This is a genomic window from Flavobacterium reichenbachii (assembly GCF_002217435.1).
Lineage (GTDB): Bacteria > Bacteroidota > Bacteroidia > Flavobacteriales > Flavobacteriaceae > Flavobacterium > Flavobacterium reichenbachii.
Genome location: NZ_MUHF01000003.1, coordinates 396,913 through 410,309, shown reverse-complemented (window position 1 = coordinate 410,309; position 13,397 = coordinate 396,913). Strand labels below are relative to the sequence as shown.

Here is a 13,397-nt window from a genome sequence, read left to right as displayed (position 1 = left end):
TATGTTTCTATGTGTTAAATGATTTTTTATCGCTGTGTTCTTTGCCACGAATTACAATAATTTTCCCTAATTATTTTTCTCGGATATTTATAAAATTAAACTCCTTTGATGTAATATATTCAAAACATAGAAATATAGATTTTGTAAATTTATAAAGGCGCTTTATTTGCATTAACAAATAGAGCTATGTGTGAAAATCTAGATTTTTTAAAATTATCTTTTCTAAATATTTTAAAATCTATGTTTCTATGTGTTAAATTAACTTTTTTTTGCTAATTACAACTGACGGGTTAAATTAAATCTGCGTGAAAAAAATCATTTTAATCCCTTTAATCTTTGGCTAGAACATTTGCAGTTTTTCAAAAAGCAATTCGTGAAAATTAGTGCAATTCGCGGTAAACTTTTTTTTCATACTTTAGTACTTCTATTTAATATCAAAACTCATAAATATGTTTCAGAAAATTACTCTTTTAGCGCTTGTTATTACTTTCGTTTCCTGCCAGAAAAAAGAAACCGTTGAGAAAGACAAAATCAAAAAAGCAGACTGGTTAATTGGAAACTGGGAAAATACTTCTCCAGATGGTATTTTGTCTGAAAATTGGCAAAAATTAAACGACAGTACTTTTAGCGCTGCTTCTTATTTTATAAAAGGAAAAGATACTTTGCATTTTGAAACTATTGTCCTGGCTCAATTGGGAGAAACCCTGACGTATAAAGCAACCGTAAAAGGACAAAATGACGAGAAACCTGTTTTCTTTCCTTCGACTGCAGCATCTGAAAAACAACTAATTTTTGAAAATGCTAAACACGATTATCCTCAAAAAATTACGTATACAAAAGGAGCAAATAATACTTTGACCGCAGAAATTTCTGGAAAATTAGACGGAAAACTAACTACGGAAAGGTTTATTATGACAAAGAAATAAATGATTTTCATACATAAAAAATAAAACTTCAAACCTCATTAAAAGTCAGGATACCTTGAAATACAACTACATAAAAGCGACGATGATTTTTTGTGTCATTGGTTTATTTATTCCCGGCTTTACAGCTATTTTGCTAGTAGGCACACAACTGTTTTTGGATAAATTAGGAATGGAATGCACCAATATATGGAAATCATTTTGGGTCTTTTCTTGGATCGGAATGATTGCTTTGCCAATTTTGTATTTCAAAAAACTAAAGAAAAAAGAAACAGAAACCCATGATAAATTAAAAACCTATTTGATTTTCTTTAATTTTTTCGAATATCTATTTATACAAACTGCTCTTAGTGTGTTTTCTACAACAGCAAATACTTTATGTTATGTTTCGGACGGACAAAATGGAATTGAATTGGTTTTTACAGCATGGATGAGTTTACCTATTTTGATAATTTTTAGTTATTTTTTTGAATATCATACTGAAACGATAGTTAGAGATAAATGAAAGTAGCAATCATAATTCTATCAAAATGAAAAAATTAATTATTGGTTTATTCTTTTTGCCATTTAATGTGGGACAATCACAAAATTTAGAGGTTAAGGATTTAAAAAATATCATAAATAAAAATATTCCCGAATGGACAGCTTCGTTTGAAAATTTTGATTGGAATGATTTTATAAAAGTAGACAGCATTGCTGATTTTGAAAATGGATTGGGAGAAAATTTTAAAAATCTAAAAAAATTTCAAACGGTTTATGATCCAATAATTTCTTATTCTGAAAGCAAAAACAACTTTATTGATATTTACAGCTATCAACTCAATCTTGAAAAGAAAAATGGAGAATACTATTCTAATAACGATGTGGGTCAAGCCGTGTATTTGTGTAGAATAAATGACAAATTCTGGGAAAGAATTGCTTATAATGAATACTCCAAAAATTTTGATGATATACTTTGGGTCAATGAAAACAAGTTTCTTTTAGTCGGTTACAAAAAAAATGAAAATGATAAAAATTCTCCAATAATCTATATTGGAAATCAAAAAAATAAATCATTTGAAATTGTAATTAATACAAACTTAAAATGCTTTGAAAAAGGTAATTTTTATAAATCCAAAAAATTAGAAAAAATCAAAATCAAAAATTAAGAATCTAATTTAATTATCAAAGTTTATAAATGACCAAAAAAGTAAAAAATACAATTGCATTAGGTTTTCCAATTGTAATGTTTATAACCACTGCCCTTTTATTTTATATCACAAGTTTAAAATCTCAAAAAAGTTATATCGAACTTGCTGGTCCTAATTCGAAAATAGCGCTTGAAAAGGAATATTATAAGATTTACAGCTTAAGTGCAGAAGGAGACCCTAAAAAGAGTTTTACTATTAAAGCAGATGAAAACAAATTACCAGACACTCTAAAGATTTCTATATCAAGAAAAACTGAACATCGATGGATTAGGAGTTCTCAAACTACAATTTTAGACGGCAAAAAATATGAATATCTGAATACGCTGACGGTTCCAAAAAAAGGTTTATATACTGTTTTAATATATGATTCAGAGTCAACTAAAGCTCGTCTTGTAATTCAGAATCAAAATGACGATGATTATTTTTTCAAATCAATAGTAATTTATTATCTATTGTCAATATTGAGCATCGTTTTGCTTGTGATTGTATTGTTGTTTTTGCTTGTAAAAACAATTATAAATAGAAAATCTAAAATATAATGCTTCCTAAAAACCTCAGCACCTTTAAAAAAAACTTTGTGACTTAATATTTTTGCCAAAACAATATTTCCGCATAAAAGCCTTAAACCTCAGCATCTCAGTCCCTCAGAACCTTAAAAAAAGAATCATTCATTCTCCCCGATCTTATTCACCATAAAAATCATTAGTAAACCTAAAAATGCCATTACTAAAAACGCCCATTTCATACTTAAGTATTCCGAGATAAAACCAACCATTGGCGGCACTAGTAAAAATCCGAGATAACCAATTGTCGATATAGAAGTTAAGGCTGAACCACTGCTTAAATTTGATGATCTTCCGGCAATGCTAAATACTAACGGAACCACACAGGAAACTCCAAATCCGATTAAAACATAACCAAAAATTGTTGGATAAGCATACGGCAGAATAAAACAAACAGCGAAACCTAATGTGATTAAAATCCCGCTGTAAAGAAGGATTTTTTTAGTTCCAAATTTCATTACTCCATGATCGCCAAACAAACGTCCTAAAGTCACTGCTGTGGCAAAAAATACAAAAGCGGCACTGGTCATTTTTGGAGAAGCTTTTAGTATGTTTTCAAAATAAATTCCGCTCCAGTCGTACATTGTATTTTCGCAGGCCATTGATACAAAACAAATCAGGGCAAATTTTACCAGATTTTTTTCCGGCATCGAGAAAAATTTCTTTTTAATAGGTACGGGTTCGTTATGAATACTTATTGGATAAAAACAAGCCGTCAGTGCGAGCATAAAAACACTTACTCCCAGTAAATGATGTGATGGCGCAATTTTCTGTGTTACCATGACATACCCTAAACCTGCTCCCGAGAAAACAGCAATGCTCCAAACGGCATGAAAACGTGTAATAATCGATTTTGTATACAACTTCTGCACTTCAAGCGATTGTGCATTGATTGATAAATTGAAAATATTACGAGAAGCTCCAAAGATTAAAAGAACTATAACCAGCTGCCAAACAAAGGCAACTAAACCCGGTAAAGAGAGTACAATATTAAACATTATGGCTCCCAATAACATAATATATCGGCTGCTGTATTTATTTAAAAGTTTTCCTGTAAAAGGCATTGTCAGCATTAACCCAATCGGAAATGCAAATAAAACAGCTCCAAATTGAGCTTCAGACAATTGCAATTGTGCTTGTATATGCGGAATTCGAGAAACCCACGAAGAATATCCAAAACCAGAAAGGAAAAAAAAGACGGTATTGGCTATTCGATATCCTTTTGGCGTGTTTTGAATTTTTTTAAAGAATGGTAAAATCATGAAATTATTTTTCAGATTGCAAAAATAAAGCTTTTAAAGCGAATTATGGTCTGTTTTAAACGTAATAAATTCATACAATTTTTCTGTTGTATTATGCAAAAAATAAAAGACTTTTCTTTCTTATTGAATCATACCTCCATTAAAGTCAAATGAATTAAAATATTATTTGTTAAAAAAACAATAATTTATACATTTGCGCTGTTTTTATTTATTCTAAATAAATATTGATTACAAACCAATCTAAAACCAATGAAATATCTTAAGCCGAAAACGTCACGTTTTCTATTGACAATTAGTTTTGTCTTTTCGTTCTTAGCCTTATCTGCACAACAAAATGGAAAAATTAAAGGAACCATCACCACTTCAGATGGTGAACAGGCAGCCGGAGTCAATGTTATCTTAAAAGACTCAAAATACTGGGCCGTTTCTGATGAAAACGGAAACTTTGAATTCAACAGAGTTAAACCAAATACGTATACATTACAAGTTTCTTTAACAGGTTACGAAACTTCAGAAAGTGAAGTGATTGTTACAGAAAATGAAACCGCAGCTATTAATTTGCAACTAAAAGTTTCTAATAAAGAATTAAAAGAAGTTGTGGTAAACAGCAAAAAAAGCATCTTATCTAAAAAAACAGATTACGTTGCCAGAATGCCTTTAACGAATCTTGAAAACCCGCAGGTTTACAGTGTTATTCAGAAAGAGCTTTTAGTAGAACAAGTGGCTGTAGACATTAGAAGCGCTGTCCAAAACTCGCCTGGTGTAGTTTCTATCAGCTTTCCTTCTGGAGGTATCGGTTTAATTTTTAGAGGTTTTTCTACAGGAGTTAATGCGAGAAACGGAATGGAAACAGTTTCCGGACGTTCTTCGGTGGATCTTGGAAACGTAGAACGTATCGAAATCATGAAAGGTCCTTCTGGAACTTTATTTGGTTCGTCTATTTCTTCTTTTGGAGGTGTTGTTAACCTGGTTACTAAAAAACCTTTTGAAACTACTGCTGCCGAAATATCATACACAACAGGAAGTTTCAACCTAAACCGCCTTACAGCAGATGTAAATACACCTTTAAACAAGGAAAAAACGGTATTATTCAGAGTAAATCTTGCTGTAAACAGAGAAAAAAGTTTCCTTGATTACGGTTTCAACAATACACTTCTTTTGGCACCAAGCCTTACTTATAAAGCATCTGAAAAACTTACTTTTAACTTTGATGCAGAGCTTTATAACGTAAATAATACAAGACGTACTTACAACACATATGCTGTAAATTCTGGAATCACAAATCCAAACGATTTAAAAATCGATTATAAAAAATCGATGTTTCATGATGATAACGATGCAAAATCAACAGCAACAAAAGTTTTTGCTCAGGCAGAATACGAAATTTCAGAGAATTGGAGATCTACAACCGTATTTTCATTTGTAGGCGAAGATGTAGAACGCAGTTATCAAAGTTATGCCATTTGGAGTTCTCCAACGCAGACAGCAAGAAGAGTTGGTCTTTGGGGGCCAATTTATAATAACTACACCAACATTCAGGAAAACATTAACGGAAAATTTTCTACAGGAAGCATCAAACATAAATTTCTTACTGGTGTAAACTACAGACTTTACAGCTCTAATTTCTCTGGAGGAACTACATTTACACTTGACAACATAGATGTAACAACTCCTTTTGCCCCTATTAGAAGAAAAGCGGTTGATGCGGGACTTGCATTAACAACGTCAGCAGTTGCTGATCAGAAAACTTTGAGTGTGTATGCTTCTGATGTTGTAAATTTTACAGACCGATTTTCTGCTATGTTAAGTTTACGTCTGGATAATTTTGAACGTGCAAAAGTAGGAATTACAGAAGGTTACAGCCAAACGGCTCTTTCTCCAAAATTAGGATTGGTATATGAAGTGGTAAAAGATCAGGTTTCTGTTTTTGGAAATTATATGAACGGTTTCCAAAACATGCAGCCTATTACACAGCCAAATGGTACTCCATTAGTTTTAGACCCAATTTATGCTGTCCAGTACGAAGGAGGAATTAAAGCAGAAGCTTTCAACAAAAAATTAAGCGGATCTGTAAGTTACTACAACATTACAATTGATAATGCTACCAGATTGGACTCTAATGGATTTACAGTACAAGATGGTAAACAAGTGAGCAAAGGTGTAGATTTTGAATTAATGGCAACTCCGTTTAATGGATTAAGCATTATTTCTGGTTATGCTTACAATGATAATCGAATTGTAAAAGCATCTGTACCTGCAATTGAAGGAAACAAAGCGACATCATCTCCAGAAAATGTAGTGAATTTTTGGGCAACTTATACTTTCCAAAATACATTGAAAGGTTTAGGAATTGGTGCTGGTGCTAATTATGTAGACAAAAACTATTTTACAGCCGATAATACTTTTTACATACCATCGTATACGGTATACAATGCAACAGTATACTACGAAAAACCTACATGGAGAGTTGGCTTGAAATTTAATAATTTAACCAATCAAAAATACTGGGATTTCTGGGGTTCATCGCAGGCACCAACCAGCATATTGGCTAATTTAACTATCAAGTTTTAAAACCTAATATACTTAAACTGACGCCTCAATTTTATGAATTGAGGCGCTTTTAATTATAAACCTTTTTAGAATTCTTACATGACATTTAAAAAACTCATTCTTAAAATTCACCTTTGGCTGGGATTGTCTTCCGGCTTAATTGTAATCATACTCGGTATTACGGGCTGTTTGTATGTTTTTGAAGAAGAATTGCGGCCTGTGGTTCACAACTATTATTTTACCGATCAGGTAAAAGACAAAAAACTGCCTCTCAGCGAGATAATCGAAATTGCAAAAAAAGCCAATAAAAATCCGAAGCAGTCTATTTCGGGATGTCGAATAATTAATGAAGACGATCGTACTGTAATTGTCTGGTTTTTTGAAGAATTAAACCCGGATGCATTTTGGTATTGGAACCAATATCAAACTACTTATCTGTATGTAGATCCGTATAATGGAGCCGTCAAAAAACAGGAAGAATATAATTTCGAATTTTTCGTTTTTATCCGAATGCTGCATCAAACGCTATGCTTAAACAGTAAAATTGGAGATCCTATTACAGGAACTGCTACCATCATATTTATAATTTCTTTAATTACGGGACTTATACTTTGGTGGCCTAAAAACAAACAAGCTGCCAAACAGCGTTTTTGGTTTAGATGGAAAGACTCGACAAAATGGAAACGCAAAAACTACGATCTGCATAATATTCTGGGATATTATACGATGATTTTTGCTTTGATACTTGCGCTGACAGGATTAGTCTGGGCGTTTGACTGCTATGATAAAGGAATACAATGGATGTTGAATGGAGGAAAAACATTCAAAAAAGAAAAAGTAGTTTCTGATACTGCTCAATACACAAAAAGCAATTCGATTGATAAGATTTACGCTTCTATAAAACAATCCGATCCAAAAGCAGAAAGTTACTATTTGTTTATTCCAACAGAAAACGATTCGCTGGCGGTTTATAATACTTTCATCAGATATCAAAGCCGTTTTGACGATACAGCCATAGATTTTGACCGCTACACTGCCAAACCACTCAGAACAACACGTTATGAAGACAAAAATAATGGTGAAAAATTCCGCTTTATAAACTACGATCTGCATGTAGGCCGTATTCTTGGTTTTCCAGGCAAAGTACTGGCCTTTTTTGCGAGTCTGGTTGCCGCAAGTCTGCCTATTACAGGTTTCTTAATCTGGTGGGGAAGAAATAACAAGAAAAAGAAAGTAACCACAAGTAAATAAGGATTGCCACAAAAATTATAATTTCTTCTCTGCCTTGTATACAGAAAGTTTCTTGCGCAAATTCAAATAATTTTAAATCACAAAAGGCCTCGAAATGCATATAATATTAAATGATTTCGGGGTTTTTTATGATTTTTAATTTTTAATTATTCTAAATAAAACTTAAGTTTGTAAAAAATATCCCTAACATTTTAAACTTGATATTATGAAATCAAAAACTTTAAAAACAATAACATTTTTACTTTTAATGTTTGCAGCTGCTCCTTCTCTATTTGCTCACGCCCTTTGGATTGAAACTAAAGCAACTGGTACAAAAGGAAAAGCTCAGGAAATTTCAATTTATTTTGGAGAGTTTTCAGATAATGATATTACAAAAGCAGACAAATGGTTTTCAGATTTAAAGGATTTCTCTTTGGTTTTAATCAGCCCTTCAAAAAAAGAAACTAAACTTACTTCAAAAGCTTTAGACAATAAATATCAAGCCTTTTTTACGCCAGACGAAGAGGGAGTTTACACTATCGTAATGCACCATACTGTTGGAGATGTTTACGGAACAATGAAACTAGATTACAACTCCAGCGCAACTGTAGTGGTAGGAAATAAAACTGCAGGAAACCAAGCGACTGCAAATAGTAATAAAATCGGGGTATTTTCTGAAAATGCAGACGTTGCAAAAAAGAATGTAAAAGTTTCTGGATTTGCTTTGTATGAAGGTGCTGTCGCAAAAGAAACCAAAATTAAAGTAATTGCTCCAAACGGATGGGAAAAAGAATTATGGACAAATGATAAAGGTGAATTTTCTTTTACCCCAATTTGGTCTGGAAATTATATGGTAGAATATGCTCAAACAGATAAAGCGGAAGGCGAGCATAATGGCAAAAAATTTAATGAAATCTGGAAAATGGCTACTTACCAAATTACAGTGAAATAATATTCGTAAAATTAATTTTCAATAAAAAAGACCTTGCTTCTCGGCAAGGTTTTTTTATGCTCTTTTTTTACTGATTCAACTTTATAATTGATAAACAAAAAAGTATTAAAACCAAAATCTTAAGCCAATCTTAAGAAAGAAATAAGCAAAGTTTAAGTAAGAAAATATACTCTCAAATTTTGTTAAAACATTTATGCCATTGTATATTTGCGATCAGTTATTTTTATTGAATCTAAATAAACATCATGAAATATAATTTACTATTTGCATTCGGATTACTAAGTTTTGTATCATACAGCCAGCAGATTTCGAGCTCTGAAACCTCTGGAACTATAAATGATACTGTAAAAAATAAAAAAGGAGAAGTACTAAATGAGGTTTTAATTACAGGAAACAAACCCAAAAAACCAGTTGAAGCTGCTCGTTCTGGAATCAAAGTAATGGATTTACCGCAAAGTGTTCAGATTATTGACGGTGCTGTAATCGAACAGCAACAGTCGATACGATTAAGCGAAGTGGTAAAAAACCTAAACGGTGTTTATGTAGGATCTGCACGCGGCGGAGCACAGGAATCGTTCTTCTCAAGAGGTTATGATATGTCTGCCAATAATATGTTTAAAAATGGTTTTCGTTATAATGCCGGTTCAATCCCGGAAGTTTCTTCTTTAGAAAAAGTAGAATTCTTAAAAGGAGGTTCTGCTTTATTGTATGGAAATGTGGCGCCGGGCGGGATTATGAATTTGGTGACCAAAACACCAAAATTTACGCACGGTGGTGAAGTAGCCATGCAGGTAGGAAGTTACTCCTTTTACAAGCCGTCTTTAGACATCTACGGACCTTTGAATAATTCTATTGCGTATCGCTTTACAGCGTCTTATGAAAACTCAGAAAGCTTTAGAGATTATGTAAAAAACGAACGTATTTATATTAATCCGTCTTTCTTATTTCACCTTTCAGATAAAACGCAGATTACCTTACAAGGAGATTATCTTAGTGCCGACTGGACTCCAGATTTTGGAACCGGAATTGTTGGAAAAACCATTTTAGATTTGCCTCGTAACGAATATTTCGGAGCGCTTTGGTCGACTGCAAATACTAAATCTTCTAGTGCCTCTTTATTATTAAATCATAATTTTAATGAAAACTGGAAATTAAATTTTAATTCTTCTTTTCAATCGTACCGCAGAACTCAGACTTCTACAGCGCAATTAAGCACCGTTGAAGCAAATGGAAACTGGAAACGCGGTTTAACAAAATCTGACGGTGCAGAGCAGATTTTTGGAGATCAATTGAGTTTGCAGGGAACTTTTAATACAGGAAGCATCAAACATCAAATCTTTACCGGATTTGATTACGAAAACTCTATTGCTCCTAGTTATACTTTTGGTTTTTATGCAACTCCAACCGGAACTACCGCAATTACAACAGAAGCGACTGCAATTAATCTCTATAATTACGATTACAGCACGCAGAGTATGAATATTCCTTTTCCGACCAGAGCAACACAATTGGCCACTACAGAAACACAGCGTTTTGGTGCTTACGCTCAGGATTTAATTTCGATTACAGATTATATAAAAGTTTTAGCAGGATTACGCTGGTCATGGCAGGAAAGTCAGGTTACAACTTCTAAAGAAACAATATCTAAAGTGAGCGGGAAAGATGCCCTTACCACTACTCTCGATGATGCAGTGGCTGTTGAAGGAGCCAAAACTTTAAACAGAGCTTTTTCTCCTAAAGCAGGATTGGTAATTCAGCCTACTAAAGATTTGTCTTTGTTTGCAAGTTACTCTAACTCTTTTACTCCAAATACAGGAACTACAGTAGACTTAAAACCTTTAGATCCATCGATTATTGATCAATATGAAGTGGGTGTAAAAAAAGATTTCTGGAAAGGTCTTCTAAGTACAAACGTAACGGTTTATCAAATTTCGAATAATAATTTAGCACAGACAGCTCCGTTTTTAGCAGATGGAGTAACGCAAAATGCTTCAACTACAATCAAAGAATTAGTTGGTGCGACAAAAGGAAAAGGTGTCGAAATTGACATTACCGCAAGGCCAGTTGAAGGATTAAATATTATGGCGGGTTATAGTTATAATGAAACTAAAGTTTCTAAATCATCCGGAACAAACGGAAGTTTAGTCGTTGGTGATGTTTTAGCCAGAACGCCAAGAAATACTGCCAACTTAAGTTTTTTCTATAAATTGCCTGTTGGTTCATTAAAAGGATTGACTTTTGGAGCTGTTGCAAACTATGTTGGCGATCGCACAGGAGGATGGAATGATGATTATTTATGGACAGCAGTTACACCGGCAACAACGCCTCCTACTTACACGATAACGATTAGAGATCGTGATATTCCGCTGGAAGGGTATACAACTATCGATGCTTCTTTGGGTTACGACTGGAATAAGTTCTCGGTTTTAGCCAAATTGTCAAATATTACTAATGAATTGAATTATACTGTTCACGAGAATTACAGTGTAAACCCTATTGCACCACGTCAGGTAATGATAAGCTTACGCTATAAATTATAAAAGTTTGAATTAGATTTTAGTCTTCCAAAGCTTTTTCTGGATTTTCATTTTTTGAAAAAACAGAAGAAGCTTTGGTTTTTAAGATAAAAAACTATTTTTGTTAGTAGAATATAAATTATAAAAAAGTTTAACTAATAAAATACAAATCAAATATATGCCAAGTCCAGTTTCAGAATGTCTGTATTGCCAAAACAATGATACTTTGCACCAGTTAATGATCAAAATAGAAGATTTAAAAGTATCTCAACTTTTCCTTTTCAAGGAACAATCCTTTACTGGACGCTGCAATGTAGTGTACAATGATCATGGTGTCGAATTTTATGAGTTAAGCGATGAACAGCGTAATTTATTTATGGAAGATGTTGCCACTGCTGCCAAAGCACTTGCAAAAGCTTTCAATCCGACTAAAATTAATTATGGTGCTTATGCAGATACACTATCGCACTTACACTTTCACATTGTTCCAAAATATAAAGACGGTTACGGATTTGGAGGAGTTTTTGAAATGAATCCTCAAAAAACATATTTGTCTGATACAGAATACGAAGCAGTCATCGAAAAAATAAAAGCAAATTTATAAGATCAATCCATTGGAGTGTAACAAACACAGCTATGTGTAAAGAAACTAGTTTATTTTTTTTGTATACTTTTTACAATCTAAAACCTATGTTTCTGTGTTTTAAATTACTTTTTTTCTGAATTACATTCAACGCATTAAGATCAGCAAATTTGAACAAACCTTCAAAAATACCCTAAACCTTATTTATTCTTAAATGAGGTTTTTTTATTTATAAGAAAGTCGCTCAATTATAATTACTTTTGCGAAGGTTAAAATTCCCAAACTAAAATCCAAATATGTCAGATTCTACCACCAACCAATTAAAGAAAACTCTAGGCCTAAGTTTTAATATCGCTGTTTTAATTGGAGGAACCATTGGAGTCGGAATTTTGCGAACTCCGGGAACAATTGCCCAAATGCTCGATAATTATTGGCTGATCATTGCTTCATGGCTTTTTGGCGGTTTATACGTTTTTTTGGGTGCCAATTCCTATGCAGAATTAGCCACTATGTTACCAAAAGCCGGAGGATCTTACAATTATATTAAAAGAGCTTTTGGCAATTATGCAGGATTTCTTTCGGGTTGGTTTGATTATATTACCAATGCCATTCCGCCTGCTTTTTACTGCATCGTCATCAGCGAATACATGATTATTTTGTTTCCATCTCTAGCCAATTATTCGACCGTAATAGCCATTTCTTTATTAGCGGCTTTTGTACTGATTCATTTAAGCGGTGTTAAAAACGGAAGCACCATTCAGCAGATTACAAGTTTCTTAAAGGTGATTTGTTTTGTCGCGCTGGTTGTAGCTTGTTTTATGTATGCCGGCGTTGAAGTTCCTGCAATAAAAACCGATAGTACCGTATTTCAAATCGGTTTAATTTTTGGATTTTTCAAATCATTACAGCTAATCATCGGAACTTATAATGGCTGGAACGCCGTTTGTTTTTTTGCAGAAGAAAATGATGATCCGAGTAAAAATATTCCGAAATCATTATACAGCGGCGTTTTGCTTGTTGTGGCAATTTATGTTTTGGTCAATGCTGCTTTCTTTCATGTTTTACCAATTGCAACTCTGGCAAAATCTAATCTTGCGGCCGCCGATGTTGCCAAAATTCTTTTCGGAGAAAACGGAGCTTTAATCGTAACTGTTATTTCTATATTCTCGTTAATCAGTATTTTGAATGCTTTTATGATGATTCCGCCAAGAATTCTTTACGGATTAAGCCGCGACGGATTTTTTATAGAAAAAGGAATGAAAGTGAATAAAGGTGGAACGCCAATTACAGCGCTTTTAGTTTCATCCTTTTTCAGTTTATTTTTAATTGTTTTTGTCGGCTCGTTTGAAATATTATTCTCCTTTGCCGCTTTCATGTCCATTATTGTTTGGGGATTATCGTATTGTTCCCTTTTAAAATTAAGAACAACAGAACCCGATTTACCAAGGCCATATCGTTCGGTTTGGTATCCTTGGACTACTATAATTGCCATAATTGCTTCTATAGCTTTATTAGCTGGCTTTATTTACAGCGATCCTAAAAGCTTTATTATTATTGTTGGGATAACTTTGGTTTCTTATCCTTTGTTTTTGATTTTGAAAAGACTAAATAAAAACTAAAATTTATAA

The 13,397-nt window shown here is 33.1% G+C and carries 11 protein-coding genes; 10 read left to right on the top strand and 1 reads right to left on the bottom strand.

What is annotated here, in order from left to right:
- Positions 1-449: 449 nt before the first annotated feature.
- The 4 genes from B0A68_RS05010 to B0A68_RS04995 are packed head-to-tail and all read left to right on the top strand — an operon-like array spanning position 450 to position 2,652.
- Positions 450-926, top strand: coding sequence for a DUF6265 family protein (locus B0A68_RS05010; protein WP_035684267.1), 477 nt, complete (start codon positions 450-452; stop codon positions 924-926).
- A 55-nt stretch (positions 927-981) separates the two neighbouring features.
- Positions 982-1,428, top strand: a complete 447-nt coding sequence (locus tag B0A68_RS05005) for a hypothetical protein (RefSeq protein WP_123947477.1) — start codon at positions 982-984, stop codon at positions 1,426-1,428.
- A 25-nt stretch (positions 1,429-1,453) separates the two neighbouring features.
- Positions 1,454-2,071 (top strand): hypothetical protein, encoded by a 618-nt coding sequence (locus B0A68_RS05000; protein ID WP_035684273.1) that lies wholly within the window; start codon positions 1,454-1,456, stop codon positions 2,069-2,071.
- Between the two features lie 29 nt (positions 2,072-2,100).
- On the top strand, positions 2,101-2,652 hold the full coding sequence (locus tag B0A68_RS04995) for a hypothetical protein (protein WP_035684275.1): 552 nt from the start codon (positions 2,101-2,103) through the stop codon (positions 2,650-2,652).
- Positions 2,653-2,777: 125 nt separating this feature from the next.
- Here the strand turns inward: B0A68_RS04995 and B0A68_RS04990 are convergent, their stop codons facing one another.
- Positions 2,778-3,938, bottom strand: a complete 1,161-nt coding sequence (locus B0A68_RS04990) for an MFS transporter (protein ID WP_035684278.1) — start codon at positions 3,936-3,938, stop codon at positions 2,778-2,780.
- A gap of 249 nt (positions 3,939-4,187) precedes the next feature.
- On the opposite strand from B0A68_RS04990, the gene B0A68_RS04985 reads away from it, so the two are divergent.
- The 6 genes from B0A68_RS04985 to B0A68_RS04960 all read left to right on the top strand — a co-directional run bounded on the left by B0A68_RS04985 (position 4,188) and on the right by B0A68_RS04960 (position 13,388).
- The gene (locus tag B0A68_RS04985) at positions 4,188-6,509 is read left to right on the top strand and encodes a TonB-dependent receptor (protein WP_035684280.1); all 2,322 of its coding nucleotides are present in this window, start codon (positions 4,188-4,190) and stop codon (positions 6,507-6,509) included.
- Between the two features lie 78 nt (positions 6,510-6,587).
- Entirely contained in the window at positions 6,588-7,739 is a 1,152-nt protein-coding gene (locus tag B0A68_RS04980) for a PepSY-associated TM helix domain-containing protein (protein WP_035684281.1), read from the top strand.
- 205 nt (positions 7,740-7,944) lie between these two features.
- Positions 7,945-8,670: a hypothetical protein gene (locus B0A68_RS04975; RefSeq protein WP_035684282.1), complete on the top strand. Its 726-nt coding sequence runs from the start codon at positions 7,945-7,947 to the stop codon at positions 8,668-8,670.
- A gap of 245 nt (positions 8,671-8,915) precedes the next feature.
- Positions 8,916-11,210 (top strand): TonB-dependent siderophore receptor, encoded by a 2,295-nt coding sequence (locus B0A68_RS04970; RefSeq protein WP_035684285.1) that lies wholly within the window; start codon positions 8,916-8,918, stop codon positions 11,208-11,210.
- Positions 11,211-11,364: 154 nt separating this feature from the next.
- The gene (locus B0A68_RS04965) at positions 11,365-11,790 is read left to right on the top strand and encodes an HIT family protein (protein WP_035684287.1); all 426 of its coding nucleotides are present in this window, start codon (positions 11,365-11,367) and stop codon (positions 11,788-11,790) included.
- 275 nt (positions 11,791-12,065) lie between these two features.
- Entirely contained in the window at positions 12,066-13,388 is a 1,323-nt protein-coding gene (locus tag B0A68_RS04960) for an APC family permease (RefSeq protein ID WP_035684289.1), read from the top strand.
- The last annotated feature ends 9 nt before the right edge of the window (positions 13,389-13,397 follow it).